This is a genomic window from Streptacidiphilus monticola, assembly GCF_042658505.1.
In the GTDB taxonomy this organism is placed as follows: Bacteria; Actinomycetota; Actinomycetes; order Streptomycetales; family Streptomycetaceae; genus Streptacidiphilus; species Streptacidiphilus monticola.
In genome coordinates, this window is record NZ_JBHSQJ010000071.1 from 43478 (window position 1) to 64199 (window position 20722).

Sequence of the window (20722 nt, forward strand, 5' to 3'; positions counted from 1 at the left end):
AGCGTAACGCCCTTGCAGAGGAAGCGACATACGGCGTTCGCGGTGACGAGGTTTAGTCAATCTGACACGAAGCCCGGGCAAAGCCGGACACAACATGGCAAGCCATCCCAGTCACCGTGACGAGCAACACGTCCTACCAGTAGGTAACCTACGGGGTCGTAGGTATGCTCCGAACATGACTGCGACCGCCGCCGAGCCCGCGCCCGAGCCTCTCCCCGCGCTTCTCTCCGCGCCCGTGAAGCCCAAGCTCCGGGGCTGGCTCCACGCCGGGATGTTCCCCGCCTCCGTCGCCGCGGGGATCGTGCTGATCTGCCTGGCCGACTCCACCCAGGCCCGGGTCGCCTGTGCGGTCTACAGCGCCTCCGCATGGATGCTCTTCGGGGTCAGCGCCGTCTACCACCGCTTCCACTGGGGGCCGCGCGGCGAGGCGGTGCTGCGGCGGCTGGACCACAGCAACATCTTCCTGATCATCGCGGGGACCTACACGCCGTTCACCCTCCTGCTGCTGCACGGCGGCCGGCGGGAGGTGCTGCTCTGGCTGGTCTGGGCGGGAGCCCTGGCCGGGATCGCCTTCCGGGTGTTCTGGGCCGGCGCGCCGCGCTGGCTGTACACCCCCTGCTACATCGCCCTCGGCTGGGCGGCCGTCTTCTTCCTGCCCGACTTCCTGCACACCGGCGGCGCGGCGGTGGTCACCCTGATCATCGTCGGCGGGGCGCTCTACTCGATCGGCGGCGTGATCTACGGGCTCAAGCGGCCCAACCCCTCGCCGCGCTGGTTCGGCTTCCACGAGGTCTTCCACGCGTGCACGCTGGGCGCGTTCGTGGTCCAGTTCGTGGGAGTGTCCCTCGTGGCCATCTGACCACGGCGGCCGGAACGCGGCAGCCCGACCGCGGCGGCGGCCTTCTTCCCGGAGGGCTGAATTGGCCCTTCCGGAACGCCAGGTGATATCCACTCAGCTGTGTCGATACGGAACCGCGCCGTCCTGCTCACCGTACTCAGCGTGCTCTCCCTCGCGGGCGGTGCCGCGCTCGCCGCGGCGCAGCGGGACGACGGCCCGGCCCCGGGTGCCGGGACCGCCGCCGCAGCGGCGGTGACCGCGGAGCCGTCCGCCCCGGTGCCCGGCACGGCGTCAGGATCGGGTGGCGCGTCGGCGACGGCGTCACGGCCCGGCTCCGCGTCGGCGTCCGCCTCGGCTTCGGCCACCGGGTCCGCCTCAGCGCGGGCGAGGACGAGGGCGAGCGGGACGGCGACGGCGGCCACGGACGTGCCGACGGTCTCCACCTCCGGCTTGGCCGCGCCGCACGTCTTCACCGGCAAGGCGTTCGACGCCTGCACCGCCCCCTCCCTGGCCACCATGACCGCCTGGCGCTCCGCCTCCCCCTACGGCGCGGCCGCCGTCTACATCGGCGGCCCGACCCGTGCCTGCGGGCAGGCGAACCTGACCTCCTCGTGGGTGAGCTCGGTCCACGCCGCCGGCTGGGAGCTGATCCCCCTCTACGCCGGCTCCCAGGCCGACTGCGGCGGCACCATGGGCAGCGGCAGCGCGGACGGCGCCCAGGCCGTCGCCGACGCGGCGGCGCTCGGCATGCGCGCGGGCAGCGCGGTCTACCTCGACATGGAGGCCTACGACACGAGCGACGCCGCCTGCGTCCAGGCGGTGACCTCGTACGTGCGCGCCTGGGTGGCGGCCGTCCATGCCCGGGGCTACTGGGCCGGCTACTACAGCTACAGCCACAGCGGCACGAACGCGATCATCGCGGCGAAGAACGCGGGCACCCCCGGGCTGCCCGACGCCCTCTGGTACGCGGACTACGACGGCGCCGCCGACACGGTGTCCGGCTGGCCCGGCAGCGGCGGCCAGTGGACCGGGCACCGGCGCGGCCACCAGTACACCGTGAACTCCAAGGAGACTTACGGCGGCAGGACGGTCACCGTCGACCGGGACGCCTGGGACGCCCCCGTCGCCGTCGTACGATGAGCCGCCTTCGAACGACCGGGAGCAGACCCGGTCGTTCGTCCTGTCGACAGGGGGATCACGTGACACCGGCGTCTCGCGCCGCCTCGGCCTCCGCGCTGCTCACCGCCGCCGCGCTGGCCGCCCTCACCGGCCCCGGCGCGGTGGCCGCGCAGGCGGCCACGCCCACCCGGAGCACCACGCTGAGCTTCTCGCTCAGCTACTCGTCCGCCGCGGGCTTCTACCTGCGCGCCTCCGGCACGGCTTCCGGCCCCGTCGGTCGCACCGTCTACTTCCAGCGGTGGACCGGCACGACCTGGACCACCATCGCGTCCGGCCGGACCGACCGGTACCACCGGTACCAGCTCAACACCGTCAGCACGCTGGCGGGCAGGTTCTCCGTGCACGTGTACGTGCCGGTCAGCGGGGCGTACAAGTCCCGCATCAGCGCCAGTGCGGTCGCGACCACGCACCGCAACGCCACCACCGCCAACCTGGCGGTGCCGGCAGGCGTCACCTGGGGCGGCACCGCGAGCCTCGCCTTCACGGGCACGACGACGGAGGCGCGGCGCACCGTGTACCTCCAGAAGTACAGCGGCGGGAAGTGGCTGAACGTCACCTCCCGTGTCGTCAACTCGGCTGCGGTGGCCGGGAGTTCCACGCGCCGCCTGGCGACGGTCTTCTCCTTCGCGGCACCCGCCTGGGGCGGCACGTCGCTCCGCGCGGTGCTGCCGGCCACGGCGCTCAGCTACGGAGCGACCTCGACCGGCCACAGCGTGACGGTGCGGCTGGCCGCGCCCAAGGTGCTCACCGGCGAGGCCTTCGACACCTGCACCGCGCCCTCGGCCACGACGATGAGCGCGATGAAGTCGGCCGGGTGGAAGGCCGTCGGCGTCTACATCGGCAAGGCCGCGTCCTCGCCGACGGCGAACGACGGCAACCGGAACTGCCGCCAGCCCAACCTGACCAAGGACTGGGTGGCGTCGGTCGCCGCGGCCGGGACCGGCATCATCCCGATCTACATCGGGGCGCAGGCACCCGACAGCAAAACCGACATCGAGAAGATCCCCACCGACCCCACGCAGGCCGCGGCGCTCGGCACGACGGAGGGCCTGAACGCCGTCTCGTCGGCCGCCGCCCTCGGGATCAGGGCGGGCAGCCCGATCTACCTCGACATGGAGAACTGGGAGGGGACGAGCGCCTCCAGCACGGACGCGGTGCTCGCCTACACCCGGGCGTGGGTGCTCGCGGTGCACCAGCACGGCTACTGGGCCGGCTTCTACGGCAGCTCCACGTACAGCGCCGTGTCCAACCAGGGGTTGTACGAGGTGGTCACCGCCACCGGGCCGAACCTGCCGGACATCTGGTGGTACGCCCAGAACGACGGCCAGGACGTGACGACCAACCTGTCCTTCCTCCCGGCCTCCTGGCCCGCGCACCGGATCGCCCACCAGTACGCCCTGAACGCCGGCGACGCCACGCTGGGCGCGACCCTCGACAAGGACGCCTGGGACGCCCCGGTCGCCGTCGTCGGCTGACGGCTGCTCCCGGAACCCGCCCGAGGGGGCGCCGGGGCATGTCCCCGGCGCCCCCTACGGGTTGAGCCTGTCGGTCAGCACGGCGGCGTCCGTGACGGGGGCCTCGCAGACGAAGGCGCGGCAGACGTACGCCGCGGGGCGGCCGTCCACGAGCGGGCGCTCGGCATCCACCGCGACCAGCGCGCCCGGGGCGTTGGCCCGCAGCGCGGCGGCCCGGAGCGGGCCCGTGTCGCCCGCCAGGGAGACCACGCGCGGACCGTCCAGGAGGGCCGCCGCGACGGCGAGGCCCCAGCCGATGAAGCGGGGCGCGCGCGTGGCCAGCGCCGTGACGACGCCCAACGCCCGCTCCGCCGCGACCCGGTGCCGCTCCGACTCGCGCAGCGCCGCGTACGACAGCAGCGCGCCGGCCGCGGCCGTCCAGCCGGACGGGGCGGCGTTGTCGGTGGGGTCCTGCGGGCGGCGCAGCAGCCGCTCCGCGTCGGCGGCCGTGTCGTAGAGCGCTCCTGACGCCTCGTCGGTGAACCGCGTCAGCACCGTCTCCAGCAACTCGCCTGCTGCATCCAGCCATTCGGCCTCGCCGGTCACGCTGTACAGGGTGATCAGGCCTTCCGCGACGTCGCCGTAGTCCTCCAGCACGCCCGGGTTCTGGCCCGCGTGCCCGTCGCGGGAGGTGCGCAGCAGCCGACCGTCGGGCGTGCGGTGGACGCGGAGCAGCAGCGCGGCCGCGGCTCGCGCGGCGTCGAGGAGGTCGGGCCGGCCGAGCAGGGCGCCCGCCTCGGCCAGCGCGGCGACGGCGAGGCCGTTCCAGGCCGCGACCACCTTGTCGTCCCGACCGGGGCGTACCCGCCGCTCGCGTGCCGCGAAGAGCCGATCCCGGGCGAAGAGGCTCTCCGCTTCCGGGAGTTGGAGCACCGAGCTGCCGTGTTCGAAGGTCCCCGCCTCGGTGACGCCGAGCTCGCGCGCGGCGCGGGCGCCGTCCTCCTCCCCCAGCGCCTCGACCAGTTGCGCGGGCGTCCAGACGTAGAAGGCGCCCTCGCGGCCCTCGGAGTCCGCGTCCAGCGCGGAGGCGAACCCGCCCTCCGGGGTGCGCAGTTCCCGCAGCAGGAAGTCGGCCGTCTCCTCAGCGACCCGGCGGCCGAGCGGCGCGCCGGTCCGCCGCCACCAGTGCAGGTAGGCGCGGAGCAGCAGCGCGTTGTCGTACAGCATCTTCTCGAAGTGGGGCACCACCCAGGCCGCGTCCACGGAGTAGCGGGCGAAGCCGCCGCCCAGCTGGTCGTAGAGCCCGCCCCGGGCCATCGCCTCGAAGGTGCGCCCCGCCATCCGCAGCGCCTCGTCGCCGCCCTGGCGCAGCAGGAACTCCAGCACCATCGACGGCGGGAACTTGGGCGCGCCGCCGAAGCCGCCGCGACGCTCGTCGAACTCCCCCGCGAGCGCGACCACGGCGGCGGCCAAGTCGTCCGCGCCGGGCGGGCGTTGCCCCGCCACGCCGGCGTACACCCCGGCCCGGTGGGCCAGGTCGGCGGCGATCCGCGCGGAGACCTGCTCGACCTCCCCGCGCCGCTCCCGCCACGCGGCGGCGACCCCCTCCAGCACCTGCCGGAACGAGGGCAGCCCGTGGCCGGGCTTCGGCGGGAAGTAGGTGCCGAAGTAGAAGGGCTCCTTCCCCGGCGTCAGGAACACCGTCATCGGCCACCCGCCCTGCCCGGTGGCCGCCTGCACCGCCTCCATGTAGACGGCGTCCACATCCGGCCGCTCCTCGCGGTCCACCTTGACCGCGACGAAGTGCTCGTTCAGATACGCCGCGACCTCGGCGTCCTCGAAGCTCTCATGGGCCATGACGTGGCACCAGTGGCATGCGGCGTACCCGACGCTCAGCAGCACCGGCACGTCACGGCGCTCCGCCTCCGCGAAGGCCTCGGGGCTCCACGGCCACCAGTCGACCGGGTTGTCGGCGTGCTGCAGCAGGTACGGGGACTGGACGCTCGCCAAGCGGTTCATGTCCCCCACTCTCCCACCTGCGGCGGGGCCGGGCAGAACCCGCTGTCGCGGTGTCGGAGGCGTCCGCTAGCCTGCGGCTGCCGGGCGAGCGAACTGACGTTCCGGCTGGGGAGGGAATGCGTGTCGAATCTGTCGCTGCTGGGGCCTGCCGCGATCGGGGCCTTCGTCGCCATGCGGGCGATCGCCAACCGGGGGCAGTCGTCTGCGGCCCGGGGGCCGAAGCCCGTGCCGGTGGACGAGACGCAGGGGGACGCGGAACTGGCCGCGCTGCAGCGGGCGGTGGCGGCCACCGACTGGCCCACGGCCGCGGGCATCCTCGGGCCGGTGCGGGAGCGGGGCGACTTCGAACGGCTGACCTGGCTGATCAGCGGGATCGAGGAGCTCGGCGGCGTGTTCCTGCTCAGGCTGCCGGAGAAGCACCCGGACGACCCGCTGGTGCTGACGGTCTCGGGGGCCCGGCATGTCGCCTGGGCCTGGCAGGCGCGCACGGGGGCCCGGGCCTCGCAGGTGACACAGGATCAGTTCCGCACCTTCCACGAGCGGCTGCGCACGGCGGAGGAGCACCTGTACGCGGCGGCCGAGGCCGATCCGCAGTCGGCCGCGCCATGGGTCTTCCTGACCACCGCCTCGCGCGGACTGGAGCACGGCCACGACGTGACCCGGCGCCGCTTCGAGGCGGGGGTGCGCCGGGCGCCGCTGCACACGGGGCTGCACGCGGCGCAGCTGCAGCAGATCTGCCGCAAGTGGGGCGGCTCCCACGAGGAGATGCACGCGTTCGCCCGCACCGCCCGCAAGAACGCGCCGTCCGGCAGCGGCCTCGGGGTGCTCACCGCGTACGCGCACCTGGAGCACTGGCTGGACCTCCCGAGCGGCCAGGACGCGGCCTACATCCGTACCCCCGAGGTACGGGCCGAGCTGCGCGAGGCCGCACAAGGCTCGGTGCTGCACCCCGCGTACACGCCCACCGTCCCGCCGTACCCGGCGCTCAACGCCTTCGCCATGGCGTTCTGGCTCGCGGGCGACTTCGCGTCGGGCCACGACCTGTTCCAGCGCATCGGCGACCATCCGACCCGCTTCCCGTGGGCCTACGCCGGAGACCCGGGGCGGGTGTTCGCCCGGGCCCGGCAGGACTGCAAGAAAGGCAAGAAGGGCAAGCAGCCGTGACCACTGACCAGCAGCCGGAGCACGCCTTCCAGGTCGACCTGCGGGGCCTCGTCGACCTGCTCTCGCACCACCTCTACTCGTCCCCGCGGGTCTACCTGCGCGAGCTGATGCAGAACGCCGTCGACGCGATCACCGCGCGGCGGCTGCTGGACCCGGCGGCCGAGGCGCGGATCACCATCCGCACCGGCGTCGGCGGCGGGATCACCGTGGCGGACACCGGCGTCGGCCTCACCGAGGCGGACGTGCACACCTTCCTGGCCACCATCGGCCGCTCGTCCAAGCGCGGCGCCGACGGCGGCCTGGACCTGTCCGCCGCCCGGGCCGACTTCATCGGCCAGTTCGGCATCGGCCTGCTCGCCTGCTTCGTCGTCGCGGACGAGATCACCGTCGTGTCCCGCAGCGCCCGCGAGCCGGGCGCGCCCGCCGTCGAGTGGCGTGGCCGCAGCGACGGCACGTACGGCATCCGCCGGCTGCCGGCCGGCAGCGTGCCGGAGCCGGGGACCACCGTGACGCTGACGCCGCGCGCCGAGGGCAGCGAGTGGCTGGAGCCCGGCCGGGTGCTGCAACTCGCCCGCCACTTCGGCTCGCTGCTGCGCTACGACGTCACCGTGGTGGACCGGGACGGCACCGAGAGCCGGGTCAACGACACCCCGCCGGTGTGGGAGCGGCAGTACGGTTCGCCGCTGGCCCGACGCGAGGCGCTGGCCGGGTACGGCAAGGCGGTCTTCGACTTCGCCCCGCTGGACACCATCGACCTGGACATCCCGCTGGTCGGCCTCAAGGGCGTGGCCTTCGTGCTGCCCACGCCCGCGCATCCGACCCGGCGGTCCGGCAACCGGGTGCACCTCAAGGGCATGCTGCTGTCCGACCAGGCCACCGAACTCGTCCCGGACTGGGCCTTCTTCGTCGCCTGCGTGGTGGACACCACCGGCCTGCGGCCCACCGCCTCGCGCGAGGCGCTGTACGAGGACGAGACCCTGGCGGCGGTGCGCGACGCCATCGGCGAGCGGATCCGTGAGTGGCTGACCGGTCTGGCCGCGTCCGACCTGGCGCTGCTGCGCCGTTTCCTGGACGTGCACCACCTCGCCGTCAAGGCGCTCGCCCGGTACGACGACAAGCTGCTGCAACTGCTGCTGCCCTGGCTGCCGTTCGAGACGACGGACGGCACGGTGAGCCTCGACGAGTTCGCCCGCAGCCACCCGGTGGTGCTGGTCACCCAGACCGTCGAGGAGTTCCGCCAGGTCGCGCCGATCGCCGCCGCGGCCGGGCTCGGCGTGGTCAACGGCGGCTACGTCTACGACCGGGAGCTGGTGCACCGGCTCCCGGAGGTGCGGCCCGGCAGCACGGTGGCCGACCTGGACCCGGAGACCGTCAGCGCCCACCTGGACGCGGTCGATCCCGCCGCCGAGCTGGCGGCGGCACCCTTCCTGGCCCGCGCCCGCGCGGTCGCGGACCGCTTCGAGACGGACGTGGCGCTGCGGTCCTTCCAGCCGGTCGGCGTGCCGGCCATGCTGGTGGACAACCGCGAGGCCCGGCACGAACGCCGCCGCGCCGAACTGTCCGCAGGGGCAGACGAGTTGTGGGCCGGCATCCTCGGCTCGCTGAGCTCCTCCGCGCCCCGGGCGCAGCTGATCCTCAACCACCTCAACCCGCTGATCCGCAAGCTGGCCGACGTCTCCCGGACGGCCGACGCGCAGCTGGCCGAGACGGCGATCGAGGCCCTCTACGGGCAGGCGCTGCTGCTGTCGCGGCGTCCGCTGCGGCCGGCCGACCACGCGCTGCTCAACCGTTCCTTCATGGGCCTGCTGGAGTACGCGACCCAGGCCGCCGGCACGGCTCAGGGGGAGGCCGGGGCATGAGCGCACCCACCACCAAGGAGGAGTTCTTCCAGGCGCTGCGGGAGAACCGGGACCGCCCGAAGGGCCGGGCCACGGCCGCCGTCGCGGAGGAACTGGTCGACGCCGCCGAGGCGTTCGGCGATCCGGAGGTCACCGTCTCGGCCCTGGTGGAGCTGATGCGGGCGTACCACGGCAGCGGCGAGGCGGTGAAGTACCCGGTCGCCTTCGCCCGGCTGCTGCGGCTGTGGGACGAGAGCCCGGAGTCCTTCGACGAGTACGAGTCGTACCAGCTCTTCTGGTTCTTCAAGTGGGTCGGCACCGGGCTGCTGTCGACCCCGGACGTGCCGCTGAGCTCGGTCCGCGGCTGGATCGCGGAGATGCGCCGCCGGTACCGGGAGGCTGGTCACGACCTGGGCCCGGTCTACGGCCTGGACTACTTCGTGGCACGCCAGTTGGGCGAGAACGAGGACACGGCGTACGAGCTGTGGGCGACGCGCGGTCGCTCGCGGTTCAGCGACTGCGCGGCCTGCGAGGCCCGGGCCCGGGCCGGGTACCACTTCGGGCGCGGTGAGGACGAGCGCGGTCTCGCCGAATTGCGGCCGACCTTCGAGGGCGAGAGCGGCTGCGACGAGGAGCCGCACAGCAGCCAGGCGCTGGCCCTGCTCCCGCTGCTGCGGCTGGGCCGCCTGGACGAGGCCCGGGCCGCGCACCTGACCGGGTACCGCAAGGTGCGCGGCAGGGAGGCGGAGCTGAGCACGGTCGGGCAGCACCTGGAGTTCTGCGCGCTGACCGGCAACGAGGCGCGCGGTCTCGAACTGCTGGCGGAGAACCGGGGGCTGTTCGGCTTCACCGCGGCTCCGTCCAGCCGGCTGGAGTTCCTGACGGGTGTGGAGGTGCTGCTGGCCCGCCTGGTCGCGACCGGGCACGGCGAGCTGCCGTGCGCCGGGCCGCTGGGCCGCGAGTGGACGGTGGCGGAGCTGCGCGCCACGGTGGCCGCCGAGGCGGACGCCCTGGCCGCCCGGTTCGACGCCCGCAACGGGAACGACGGGGTGTCGTCGCGGCGGCGCGGGCAGCTGACCAGGGCCCCGCTGACCGACCGGCTGAACCTGGGCGTGCAGACGCAGGCGCTGGCCGCCGTCTCCTCCGCCGCTGTCCCCGCGGTCCCGGCGCAGACGGCAGCGACCGGAGGCGCCGCCGCCCTGCCGGAGGACTTCGCGGAACTCGTGGCGGAGGCACGGCGGTTGGACCGCAGCGGGCATCCCCGCGCCCGGGTGGTGTGGGACGCGGTGCTGGAACGGGCGGCCGGGTCCGACGCGGACTCCCCCGTCGTCGACGAGCTGCTGCGCGGCGAGATCGCCTCGGAGCTGGCCCAGCGGGCGGCCAACGCGGAGGACACCGACACCTGCACGGCCCGGCTGCGGGAAGCCGCCGAGCACTACCGGCGGGCCGGCCGGCCCGCCCGCCGTCTCGCCGCCGAGGCCCGGCTCACCTGGGCCGAAGCCACCCGCGACGACGCCCCGGACCCGATGGCCGCCGTCGAGGCGGCGTGGCCCGCGTTCGACGCCCAGCTGGCGGCTTTCGCCGCGCTGGCGGGTGCGGGTGAGGACGACCCGGAGGCGGCGCAGGAGCTGCTGAGCCGGAAGCTGGTGGTGCGTCAGAGCCGCGTCTTCACCGCCCGGCACGCCGCGCGGCGAGCCAACGGCCCGGAGGAGCACGCCCATTGGGCGGGGGTCTTCCAGGCGGAGGCCCGGGCGCTGATCGCCGAGGGCGCGGCGGCCGAACGTCCGCTTCAGGCGTCGGTGGCGTACGAGGTGCTGGCCGAGTTCCAGGCCCTGCACGGCGAGCCCGCGGAGGGCGAGGCGTCGGCGCGGCGGGCGCTGGAGCTGTTCGCCGAGCACGGGTGGGGCTGGCGGGTCCCCCGGGGCCGGCTGCTGCTCGCGCTCGCGCTGGGCAGCCAGGGCCGCGAGGCCGAGGCGATGGCGGAGCTGGAACGCGGCCTGGCGGAGGCGCACCCCGAGACGGAGCCGCAGGAGTTGACGCCGCTGCACCGGATGCTGGGCGGCATGGCGCTGCGCACCCGCCAGTACCGTACGGCGGTGCGCGCCTTCTCCGAGGCGGCGGCCCGCCTGGACCGCGAGGGCCGGCCCGAACAGGCCCGCGAGACCCGCTGGGAACTCAGCCGCGCCCTCCGCGCCCAGGGCTCCCTCGGCGACGCCGTCGCCGTCCTGGAGTCCCTGCTCCCGCCCGCTCCGGCGACCTCCCACGGCCTGGCAGTGGCCCCGACTCCGGCTCCGGCGGCGGCCGTCGGAGAGGGGACAGCCGATTCGGCGACCGTCCGGCCGCACCCGCCCACCGCGCCCGGCGTCGGGGGCCCCGCTCCCACGGAGGAGCCGAGCGGCACCGCCCCCAGCCAGGCCGACTCCGCTGCCGCCGCGAGCGCATCCGCGCCTGCGGCGCAGGACCCCTCTGCCTCCCCGGAGCGGGGCACGGATTCCGACCCCCGGTCCGCCCCCGTGGCGCGCGCAGCGGGTCCGGCGGGGGCAGCCCTGGGGGGCACGGCCGAACCCGCCCGGACGGCGGAGGCGCCGGACACGGAGGCGCAGTTGACGGCGCAGATACGGGTGGATCTGGCGAACGCGCTGCTGTCGCTGGGGGAGCACCGGGCGGCCGCCGCGGAGTTCCTGCAGTTGGCGGACGCCGTCAGCCGCTGGCCCGACAAGGCGCCGCTGACCAGCGCCGCGGCCGGAGCGGCCGGAGCCCTCGCGCTGGCCGGGAACTGGGACGGCGCCCGCGCCGCCCTCGACCGGGCACTCGCGTCCAACGCCGAGGCGCCGGACCTCCCGGATCTGACGGACACGCTGCGCACCCTCGCCGTCGAGGCCGTGGACGCGCGCGGGAACGACGCGGTCACCGAGGCGCTCGGCTACCTCGACCGGGCCGACGCGCTCCGCGAGGAGTTCGCCGAGGCCGCCCGCGCGCAGTTCGTCAGCGTGGAGGTGGACGAGGCGCAGTGCTGGTACACCCGCGGCCGCGTGCACGCCGCCACCGGGGAGCCGGCCGCCGCGCTCGACGCCTTCGAGCAGGCCGTGGCCGTCTACGAGCGCGCCGGTTACTCGGACGCGCCGCCGCGCTTCGAGGCGCTGCGGATGGCCGCTCTGGTCGAAGGCCGGGGCCTGGACCGTGCGGACGCGGCCCGGGCGCGGCTGGACAAGGCCGCCGCCGAGGCCGACGCCGCCGAACTCCCGGACGCGGCAGCGACGTTGCGCCGCCTTCGGGACAGCCTGGGCTGAACGGGTCCGCCGCGGGCCCCTGCATCAGGGGGCCCGCGGCGGACAGCCGCCTCAGCGGCGGGAGTTCAGGTACGACAGCAGGTAGAACGCCGTCGGCGAGCCGACGCCGGTGACGTCGTCGTAGCCGGTCGTCGCCTTCAGCGAGGAGTCGTCGCCGAAGCTGCGCACCGAGTACTTCAGGCCGCCGCTCGCGTCCAGTCCGTTGACGAAGTCCACCCGGACGTTGCCCAGTTGGCCCTTGGGATCGACCACGTCGTGGTACGCCGCCGTTCCGTAGCGGGCGTAGATGGCGGGGTTGGCGAAGCCGAGCGGGTGCCCGGCGGCCTGCTGGGCCAGCGCCTGGACGCCCGCGATCAGCGGGCTGGCCAGCGAGGTGCCGCCGATGCGGTACTCGCCGTAGGCGATGGAGCCGTCCGGCCAGGTCTCGCTCTGGCCGACCAGGAAGCCCGTCGTCGGGTCGCCGTCCGCGGCGATGTCCGGGACGACGCGGTCGACGGCGCCGGCCGTGGCCCCGGAGAGGGAGCGGGGGACGATCCCGCGCTGGTACCAGGGCTGCGCCGAACGCGCGCTGGTCCCGCCACCCGCGCCGTAGAGGTAGCCGACCGGGGTCCACGACTTCCCGTCCGCCGACAGGGTGAACTTGTCGGTGCCCCAGCCGCTCTCGAACTCGTAGCGCCCGTTCCGGCCCACCGCCAGCGAGGTGCCGCCGACCGCGGTGACCCAGGGCAGCGAGGCGGGCATGTCGCTCTGCTTGGTGCCGGTGTTGGCGACCTCGTCGCCGTTGTCGCCGCTGGAGAAGTAGAAGCCGATGCCCTCGACCGCCCCGCGCTGGAACAGCTGGTTGTAGACGGCGTCCAGCGAGGGGTCGGAGGCGAGCTCGGGCTCGCCCCAGGAGTTGCTGACGATGGTGGCCGAGCGCTGGTCGACGATGGTGTCGAGGGCGGCGATCAGGTCGTCGTCGTAGCAGGAGCTGGCGCCGACGTAGGTGATCCCGGCGTCGGGGGCCATGGCGTGGACCGCCTCGATGTCCAGCGACTGCTCGCCGTACCAGCCGGCCGCGCCGCAGCCGGTGTCCGAGGTGTCGGTGTGGGTCCAGTCGCCCATCGGCTGATCCCTGAACTGCCCGGCGCGGTACGCCTGGTCGCCGTTGCGGGCGGCGTAGGTGGCGATGTCGGAGGCGATGGTCGGCGAGTCGTAGGCGTCGACGATCGCGACCCGCACGCCCTTGCCGGTCAGTCCGGTGGCGGCGGCGCCGTAGGCGGAGCGCAGCTGGCGGCCGGTGTAGCCCTTGACGGCGTAGGGGGCGGCCACGCCACCGAACTGCGGCAGGGTGGTCGCCGTCTTCTCGCCGTAGTAGGCGGACAGCGGACCGGCGTTGACGAAGGCGGCGTCCGGCGGCGGCAGGGTGTCGTCGTGCCCCGCCTTGTGCGGGGCGTTGCTCAGGCCGGTGACGGAGAGCACCGCGGAGGCGACCGACGCGGGCACGGAGGCGTCCCGGTCGGGGGCACGGTAGGTGTGGCCGCCCTTGCGGAAGTTGCGCAGCTGGACGGCGAAGGCCCGTTGCACGGCGGCCACGGTGCCGTGGACGGTGAGGCTGTGCCGGTCGGCCGCGAAGACGGTGAGGCCGGCGGAGGTCAGCCAGGACCGGACGGCGGCGACCTGCTGCGGTGTCGCGCCGAACCGCTGGTCGACCTGAGCAGGCGTCAGGAAGCGACCGTAGGAGGGGGAGGCGGGGTCGGAGACGCTGCGGGCGAGGGCCTGCAGCCCGGCGCTGTCGCGGCCGGCGAGGTAGACGCGGGCGGTGACCTGGGCGCCGGAGGGTGTCCGTCCCTGGTCGGCGCCGGGCTCGGCCCAGGCGGGACGGGTGCCGGCGAGAGCCGAGCGGTGCCCGCCCGCGGCCGCCTGCGCGGGCGCTCCGGCGGCCACGGCGGCTGCTATGAGGGGGAGGGTCGCTGCCGCGACGAGAAGCGCGCGGCGTCGTGGACCGGTGTTCTGCATCTGACGCCTTTCAGATCGGGGGTGCTGATCTGACAACGGGGGAGGCGATACAGAACGCAAGAGAAGTGGGTCCGCTGACCCGGCGTCAAGAGGTGTGCCACCACCGGTCGTGAAGGCACTGTGACATGTTCGTTTCGCCCGGTGCGGGCGGCGCGGGCCGACGGGGCGTCAGTTCGCCTCGCTGCCCTGGAGTCCGGCGGTCCACTTCTCCTCGACCCGGCCCAGCCGCCAGACCGCCAGCGCCACGGCCCAGGTGAGCACGAAGAGGCCGACGATCCAGTAGCCGACGTTGTCCAGGCTGATCCCGCCGATCCACGCCAGCGGCCCGGAGGTGATGTCGAGCTTCTCCGACAGCAGCGACACGATCTCGATCCCGCCGATCACCAGGGCCACCGTGACGCTGAGCCCGGTGACGACCAGGTTGTAGTAGACCTTCCGGACCGGCTGCGAGAAGGCCCACTCGTAGGCGAAGTTCATGAAGCAGCCGTCGATCGCGTCCAGCAGCGACATGCCCGCCGCGAAGATGATCGGCAGCGTGAGGATCGCGTACCACGGCAGCGCGAAGGCCGCGGCGCCGCCGGCCAGCACCATCAGCGAGATCTCCGTGGCGGTGTCGAAGCCGAGGCCGAAGAGCAGCCCGACCGGGTACATGTGCCAGGACTTGCTGACGCCCCGGGTGACCCGGCCCAGCAGCCGGTTCATGAAGCCCCGCCGGTTCAGGTGCTCCTCCAGCTCCGTCTCGCTGTAGTCGCCGGAGCGCATCCGCCGGAAGACCTTGACGATGGCCCAGAACACGGCGAGGTTCAGCAGGCCGATCAGCAGCAGGAAGAGGCCGGACACCGAGGTGCCGACCATGCCGAGGGTGTTGTGCAGCGAGGAGTCGTCCCGCTCGACCTGCCCGGCGAGCGCGCGGACGCCGAGCGACAGCAGCAGGCAGAGCCCGAAGACGACGGACGAGTGGCCCAGGGAGAACCAGAAGCCGACGGACAGCGGCCGCTGACCGCCCGTCATGAGCTTGCGGGTGGTGTTGTCGATCGCCGCGATGTGGTCGGCGTCGAACGCGTGCCGCATGCCGAGGGTGTAGGCGGTCAGGCCCATGCCGACGCCGAAGACCTGGGTGCCGACCTGGTAGTGCTGCGGCGCGACCATCAGCACCAGCACGCCCCAGCCGACGACGTGCAGGGCGAGCACGAAGGCGGCCATGCCGCCGACACGTGCCCATTCGGGACCGGTGAGTGAGCCCTTGATCCGCGCGATCGTGGTCATGCCGCCGCCCCTCCTCGTCACCCTTACCGGGGACACGCTAGAGGCAGCGATCACGCAGTTGCAAGTTATGCGCAATAACGAGCCCTGGGCAGTACGGCGTGCGCCGCAGCGCGCGGTCGTGCGCTGCCCAGGGGCTCACTTCGCGTCGGTGGGCTCCTCCGGCTCCTCGGCGAAGTCGACCTTCCCCAGGGAGCGGTTCATGGCCTTGAGCAGCCACCAGGTGCCCACGCCCAGCGCGGCGAAGACGATGAAGCCGAGGATGCCCGGCGTGACCTTGTCGTTGGCCGTGTCCGCGGCGAGCTGGACCACGGCGGAGTGCATGGCGGTGTTCACCGTTCCATCGTCTCAGGCGCGCTCGGAGATCTTGGCGGCACCCACCGCGTCGGCGATCCCGGCGAACAGGTCGGCCTCCGGCAGGGTGGTGTCCACCAGCGAGCGGACCAGCTCGTAGTCCTCCGTCGGCCAGGCGTCCCGCTGGATCTCCAGCGGGACGCGGAACCACGGCCCGTCGGGGTCGATCTGGGTGGCGTGGGCGATCAGCGCACGGTCGCGGACCTCGAACCAGTCCCCGCAGGGCACCTTGGTGGTGATCTCCCGCGGCTTGCGGTCCGACTCCTCCCAGCGGGCGATCCACTCCTTGTAGGGGGACTCCAGGCCGCGCTGCTCCATGGCCTCGTGCAGCGCCTTGATCCGCTCCAGCGAGAAGCCGTGGTTGTAGTAGAGCTTGAGCGGCTGCCAGGGCTCCCCCGCCTCCGGGTAGGCGTCCGGGTCGCCGGCCGCCTCGAAGGCCACCATGGTGATCTTGTGGGTCATGATGTGGTCGGGGTGCGGGTAGCCGCCGTTCTCGTCGTACGTGGTGATCACGTGCGGGCGGAACTCGCGGATCAGCCTCACCAGCGTGCCCGCGGCCTCCTCCACCGGCTGCAGCGCGAAGCAGCCCTCGGGCAGCGGCGGCAGCGGGTCTCCCTCGGGCAGGCCCGAGTCCACGTAGCCCAGCCACGCCTGCCTGACGCCCAGGATCTCCCGGGCCGCGTCCATCTCCTTCGCCCGGACCTCGTGGATGTGCTCCTCGATCCACGGGTCGCCCTGCAGCTTCGGGTTGAGCACGGAGCCCCGCTCCCCGCCCGTGCAGGTGGCCACGAGCACGTCGACGCCGCGGTCCACGTACATCGCCATGCTCGCCGCGCCCTTGCTGGACTCGTCGTCCGGATGCGCGTGCACGGCCATCATGCGCAGTTGCTCAGTCACAACCCAGTGCCCTTCCTCGTCGGTCTCGGCACCTATAGTGACGGACGGAGGCAGCCCGGTAATTCCGCGCTGCCCCGAAGGAGGCGAAAGACCGATGACCACGACGACCGAAGGCGTACGCCCCCCGGCCGACCGCTACGGCCGCGCGCGCTCGGCGCCGGGCCGCGGACGGGTGGTCTACCTGGCCGTGGTCGGCGTCTTCCTCGCGCTCATCGCCGTGATCGGCTACCTGTACGTGTCCCGGTCCACGGTCTCCGGCGAGGTCGTGTCCTTCCACGCGGTGTCCGACACGCAGATGGACATCCGCATCAGCGTCAGCAAGGACGCCGGCCGCAGCGCCAGCTGCACCGTCCGCTCACGGGCGGAGGACGGCTCCGAGGTGGGCCGCACCACGGTCACCCTGGCGCCCGGGAGCGGGGACGTGACCACCGTCGTCCACCTGCGCACGACGGCCCGCGGCACGACGGGCGAGCTCGTGGGCTGCTCCTGACGCCGAGAAATTGTTACCCTCGGGGTTTCGCCCCTCTCGGAGACGGAAGACCGGGAGCGGGCGATGTGCTTTATTCCGAACCAGTACCTACGAGGAGCACCCTGTGACCCAGACCAGCGACAACGTCACCTGGCTCACGCAGGAGGCGTACAACCAGCTCCGCGCCGAGCTGGAGCATCTGTCGGGTCCTGCACGCGCCGAGATCGCCCAGAAGATCGAGCAGGCACGTGAGGAGGGCGACCTGAAGGAGAACGCCGGCTACCACGCGGCCCGCGAGGAGCAGGGCAAGATGGAGCTGCGCATCCGTCAGCTCACCCAGCTCCTGGAGCGCGCGAAGGTGGGCGAGGCCCCCGCCGACAACGGCGTGGTCGGCCCGGGCATGGTCGTGACCATCGCGTTCGACGGCGACGAGGACGACACCGCCACCTTCCTGCTGGGCTCGCGGGAGGCGGCCTCCGGGGACCTGGAGACCTACTCCCCCCAGAGCCCGCTCGGCCGGGCCATCGACGGCAGGAGCGTCGGGGACGACGCGACCTACGAGCTGCCGAACGGACGCAAGGCGTCCGTCCGCATCCTCTCGGCCAAGCCGTACACCGGCTGACTTCGTTCCGTTGCAGCCCCCTCAGGGGCGCGGGGAACTGCGCGACCAGCCCACCACTCACGGAGGTTCGACCCGCCACACGGGGCCGGACCTCCGTGAGTGGTGGGCTTGTCGCGGTGGGGGCACCTCCCGCCCGAAGGGTGGGGGCACCTCCCGCCCCAAGGGTGGGGGATCCCCGCGCCCCTGGCGGGGCGGGGGCTCAGGCGGTCGCCGAGCGGTACTTCCTGACGGAGAGCCAGGAGAAGACCGCCAGGATCAGCAGCGACCACCCGATGCTCACCGGAATGGCGTGCTGCATGGGCCACTGGTCGGTGGCGACGCCAGTCGGATTGCCGAAGAGCTCCCGGCACGCCTGCACCGTCGCGCTGAACGGGTTCCAGTAGGCCACCGCCTGCAGCCAGCCGGGCATGCTCGGGACCGGGGCGAACGCGTTCGAGATGAAGGTCAGCGGAAAGAGCCAGATCAGGCCCGCCGACGTCGCCGCCTCCGGGCTGCGCACGGAGAGGCCGATCAGCGCGCCGATCCAGGAGAAGGCGTAGCCCAGCAGCAACAGCAGCGCGAACGCGGCCAGGGCCTTCGGCACGCCGTTGTGGAAGCGCCAGCCGATCGCCGCGGCCACCAGGGCCAGCACGACCACCGTCAACGCGGTCTGCACCAGGTCCGCCAGCGTCCGGCCGACCAGGACCGCCGAGCGGGCCATCGGCAGCGAGCGGAACCGGTCCACCAGGCCCTTGGTCATGTCCTCCGCGATGCCCGCGGACGCGCCCGCCACCGCGAAGGTGACGGTCTGCGCGAAGATGCCGGCCATCAGGTACTGCTTGTAGGCATCCGGGTCGGTGCTCATGCCCGGCACCCGGATCGCGCCGCCCATCACATAGGTGAACAGCAGGACGAACATCACCGGCTGCATCAGCCCGAAGACGACGATCTCGGGGATGCGCAGCATCCGGCGCAGGTTCCGCTTGGCAACCACCCAGGAGTCGCGCAGCATCCGGCCCGCGCCGCGGCGGGTCGGGGCCGGGGCCCCGACGAGCGGGGGCGTGGTCGTCGCGGTCATGCCTCGACCTCCTCCGCCTCGGGCTCGGCCTCGGCCTGTTCGGTGGCGTGGCCGGTGAGCGAGAGGAACACGTCGTCCAGGGTGGGCCGGCGCAGGCCGATGTCCTGGATCTCCATGCCGCCGGCGTCCAGTTCGCGGATCACGTCGGCGAGCACCGCCGCGCCGCCGCTGACCGGGACGGTGATCCGGCGGGTGTGCGGTTCGACCGAGGGCTCGCCCTTCGCGTAGGGGCTCAACACCTGGACGGCACGCGACAGTTGGGATCCGTCCGCGATGACCACCTCGACCCGCTCGCCGCCGGTCTGCGCCTTGAGCTCGTCGGCGCTGCCGCGGGCGATCACCTTGCCGTGGTCGACCACCGCGATGTCGTGGGCCAGCCGGTCCGCCTCCTCCAGGTACTGCGTGGTCAGCAGCAGCGTGGTGCCCTCGGCCACCAGCGTCTCGATGACCTCCCACAGCGCCATCCGGTTGCGCGGGTCGAGCCCGGTCGTCGGCTCGTCCAGGAACATCACCGGCGGCCGGACCACCAGGGCGGCGGCGAGGTCGAGGCGGCGGCGCATGCCGCCGGAGTAGGTCTTGGCGGTGCGCCCGGCCGCGTCGGTGAGGTTGAACTGCTCCAGCAGCTCCCGGGCCCGCGCCTTCGCCTGACGGGCGCTCATCTGGTACAGCTCCCCGACCATCTGCAGGTTCTCCAGACCGGTCAGGTACTCGTCCACCGCCGCGTACTGGCCCGACAGCCCGATCCTGCTGCGCACCTGGTCAGGGTGCTTGAGCACGTCGATCCCGGCGACCACGGCCCGCCCGGAGTCGGGCCGCAGCAGCGTGGTGAGCACCCGCACCGCGGTCGTCTTGCCGGCCCCGTTCGGGCCGAGCAGCCCCAGCACCGTCCCCTCGGGGATAGTCAGGTCCACCCCGTCCAACGCGCGCACGTCACCGAAGGTCCTGACCAGTCCTTCTGCCTCCACAGCCAGCGTCATGCGCCCCAGCCTCCCCCGAACAGACGCATCATGCGACCGGAATCCGGCAACTGAGGGAGCGTCAGCTCCCGGACACCACCGCGTAGCCCTCGCCGCGCAGCGCGCCCCTCACGGCCGCGCAGTGGTCGGGGCCCTTGGTCTCCAGCTGCAGGTCCACCTCGACCTCGCCGAGCCCCAGCTTCGGGTCGGTGCGCACGTGGGCCACGTCGACGACGTTGGCGTCCGCGCGGGAGACCGCGCCGAGCAGCCCGGCCAGGACGCCGGGGCGGTCCGGGATGCGCACCCGCAGCGACAGGTAGCGGCCGGCGGCGGCCATGCCGTGGGCGAGCACGCGCTGCATCAGCAGCGGGTCGATGTTGCCCCCGGAGAGCACCGCGACGACCGGCCCGCGCAGCTCCTCGCGGTGCTCCAGCAGCGCCGCGACGGTGGCCGCGCCGGCCGGCTCGACGACGAGCTTGGCGCGCTCCAGGCAGAGCAACAGGGCGGCGGCGATGGCGTCCTCACTGACCGTCAGGACGCCATCGGCCAGCCTGCTGACCACGTCGAACGGGACGTCCCCGGGGCGGCCGACCTGGATGCCGTCGGCCATCGTCCCGAAGCGCTCCAGGGCGACCGGACGCCCCGCGCGGAGCGAGGGCGGGAACGCGGCGGCCCCGGCGGCCTGCACGCCGAGGACCCGGACACCGGGCCGCAGCGGCTTGACCGCGGCGGCGATCCCGGCGAGCAGCCCGCCACCGCCGACGGCGACCAGGATGGTGCCCACCTCCGGGCACTGCTCCAGGATCTCCAGCCCCACGGTGCCCTGCCCGGCGATGACGTCCGGGTGGTCGAAGGGGTGGATGAAGACGGCCCCGGTGGTCTCGGCGTACTCCAGCGCCGCGGCCAGCGTGGCGTCGAAGTTCTCGCCCACCAGCCGGACTTCGGCCCCGTACTCGCGGGTGGCGGCCACCTTCGGCAGCGGTGCCGCGGCGGGCATGAAGACGGTGGAGCGGACCCCGAGGATGCTCGCCGCCAGCGCGACCCCCTGCGCGTGGTTGCCCGCGCTCGCGGCGACGACACCCGCGGCGCGCTCGACGGGCGAGAGCCCGGCGATGCGGATGTACGCGCCGCGCAGCTTGAACGAGCCGGTGCGCTGCAGGTTCTCGCACTTGAGGTGCACGGGCGCGCCCGCGAGCGAGGAGAGGTGCCGGCTGCCGTGCATCTCGGTGGCACGGGCCACCCCGGCCAGCATCTTCTGCGCTCCGCGCACGTCGTCCAGGGTGATGGCCGTGGCGTCCATGGGTTCAGCCTAGGGCCTGCGGCG

16 protein-coding genes are annotated in these 20722 nt (G+C 73.5%); 8 read left to right on the top strand and 8 right to left on the bottom strand.

Annotated elements, in window-relative coordinates; translation table 11 throughout:
• Positions 1-175 precede the first annotated feature (175 nt).
• The 3 genes from trhA to ACFP3V_RS17480 all read left to right on the top strand — a co-directional run bounded on the left by trhA (position 176) and on the right by ACFP3V_RS17480 (position 3492).
• The gene (gene trhA, locus ACFP3V_RS17470) at positions 176-859 is read left to right on the top strand and encodes a PAQR family membrane homeostasis protein TrhA (protein WP_380584401.1); all 684 of its coding nucleotides are present in this window, start codon (positions 176-178) and stop codon (positions 857-859) included.
• A 99-nt stretch (positions 860-958) separates the two neighbouring features.
• Entirely contained in the window at positions 959-1978 is a 1020-nt protein-coding gene (locus ACFP3V_RS17475) for a glycoside hydrolase domain-containing protein (protein ID WP_380584403.1), read from the top strand.
• A gap of 59 nt (positions 1979-2037) precedes the next feature.
• On the top strand, positions 2038-3492 hold the full coding sequence (locus tag ACFP3V_RS17480) for a glycoside hydrolase domain-containing protein (protein ID WP_380584405.1): 1455 nt from the start codon (positions 2038-2040) through the stop codon (positions 3490-3492).
• 54 nt (positions 3493-3546) lie between these two features.
• On the opposite strand, the gene ACFP3V_RS17485 is transcribed toward ACFP3V_RS17480, so the two are convergent.
• Complete coding sequence (locus ACFP3V_RS17485) at positions 3547-5490, bottom strand: thioredoxin domain-containing protein (RefSeq protein ID WP_380584407.1); 1944 nt, start codon at positions 5488-5490, stop codon at positions 3547-3549.
• A 120-nt stretch (positions 5491-5610) separates the two neighbouring features.
• On the opposite strand from ACFP3V_RS17485, the gene ACFP3V_RS17490 reads away from it, so the two are divergent.
• The 3 genes from ACFP3V_RS17490 to ACFP3V_RS17500 are packed head-to-tail and all read left to right on the top strand — an operon-like array spanning position 5611 to position 11782.
• Positions 5611-6654 carry a hypothetical protein gene (locus ACFP3V_RS17490; protein WP_380584409.1) on the top strand — a complete coding sequence of 348 codons (1044 nt, stop codon included), beginning with the start codon at positions 5611-5613 and terminating at the stop codon, positions 6652-6654.
• Positions 6651-8513 (top strand): HSP90 family protein, encoded by a 1863-nt coding sequence (locus tag ACFP3V_RS17495; protein WP_380584411.1) that lies wholly within the window; start codon positions 6651-6653, stop codon positions 8511-8513. The genes ACFP3V_RS17490 and ACFP3V_RS17495 overlap by 4 nt, the downstream gene beginning before the upstream one ends.
• Entirely contained in the window at positions 8510-11782 is a 3273-nt protein-coding gene (locus ACFP3V_RS17500) for a hypothetical protein (protein WP_380584412.1), read from the top strand. Before ACFP3V_RS17495 ends, ACFP3V_RS17500 begins: the two co-directional genes overlap by 4 nt.
• A 51-nt stretch (positions 11783-11833) precedes the next feature.
• Here ACFP3V_RS17500 and ACFP3V_RS17505 read toward each other — a convergent pair whose 3' ends face one another.
• The 4 genes from ACFP3V_RS17505 to mca form a co-directional block, all read right to left on the bottom strand.
• Positions 11834-13780 (bottom strand): S53 family peptidase, encoded by a 1947-nt coding sequence (locus tag ACFP3V_RS17505; protein ID WP_380584414.1) that lies wholly within the window; start codon positions 13778-13780, stop codon positions 11834-11836.
• A gap of 168 nt (positions 13781-13948) precedes the next feature.
• A complete protein-coding gene (nicT, locus tag ACFP3V_RS17510; protein WP_380584416.1) occupies positions 13949-15046 on the bottom strand; it encodes a Nickel transporter NicT in 1098 nt (365 codons plus the stop codon).
• Positions 15047-15181: 135 nt separating this feature from the next.
• Positions 15182-15379 carry a hypothetical protein gene (locus ACFP3V_RS17515; RefSeq protein ID WP_380584418.1) on the bottom strand — a complete coding sequence of 66 codons (198 nt, stop codon included), beginning with the start codon at positions 15377-15379 and terminating at the stop codon, positions 15182-15184.
• 12 nt (positions 15380-15391) lie between these two features.
• Complete coding sequence (gene mca, locus ACFP3V_RS17520) at positions 15392-16294, bottom strand: mycothiol conjugate amidase Mca (protein WP_380584420.1); 903 nt, start codon at positions 16292-16294, stop codon at positions 15392-15394.
• Positions 16295-16388: 94 nt separating this feature from the next.
• Between mca and ACFP3V_RS17525 the strand changes: the two genes are divergently transcribed.
• The gene (locus ACFP3V_RS17525) at positions 16389-16784 is read left to right on the top strand and encodes a DUF4307 domain-containing protein (protein WP_380584422.1); all 396 of its coding nucleotides are present in this window, start codon (positions 16389-16391) and stop codon (positions 16782-16784) included.
• Positions 16785-16887: 103 nt separating this feature from the next.
• Positions 16888-17385, top strand: a complete 498-nt coding sequence (gene greA / locus ACFP3V_RS17530; protein ID WP_380584424.1) for a transcription elongation factor GreA — start codon at positions 16888-16890, stop codon at positions 17383-17385.
• 199 nt (positions 17386-17584) lie between these two features.
• Here the strand turns inward: greA and ACFP3V_RS17535 are convergent, their stop codons facing one another.
• The 3 genes from ACFP3V_RS17535 to ilvA all read right to left on the bottom strand — a co-directional run bounded on the left by ACFP3V_RS17535 (position 17585) and on the right by ilvA (position 20698).
• Positions 17585-18442, bottom strand: coding sequence for an ABC transporter permease (locus tag ACFP3V_RS17535; RefSeq protein WP_380584426.1), 858 nt, complete (start codon positions 18440-18442; stop codon positions 17585-17587).
• Positions 18439-19419 carry an ATP-binding cassette domain-containing protein gene (locus tag ACFP3V_RS17540; RefSeq protein WP_380584428.1) on the bottom strand — a complete coding sequence of 327 codons (981 nt, stop codon included), beginning with the start codon at positions 19417-19419 and terminating at the stop codon, positions 18439-18441. Before ACFP3V_RS17540 ends, ACFP3V_RS17535 begins: the two co-directional genes overlap by 4 nt.
• Positions 19420-19480: 61 nt before the next feature.
• Positions 19481-20698 (bottom strand): threonine ammonia-lyase, encoded by a 1218-nt coding sequence (ilvA, locus tag ACFP3V_RS17545; RefSeq protein ID WP_380584430.1) that lies wholly within the window; start codon positions 20696-20698, stop codon positions 19481-19483.
• Between the last annotated feature and the right edge of the window lie 24 nt (positions 20699-20722).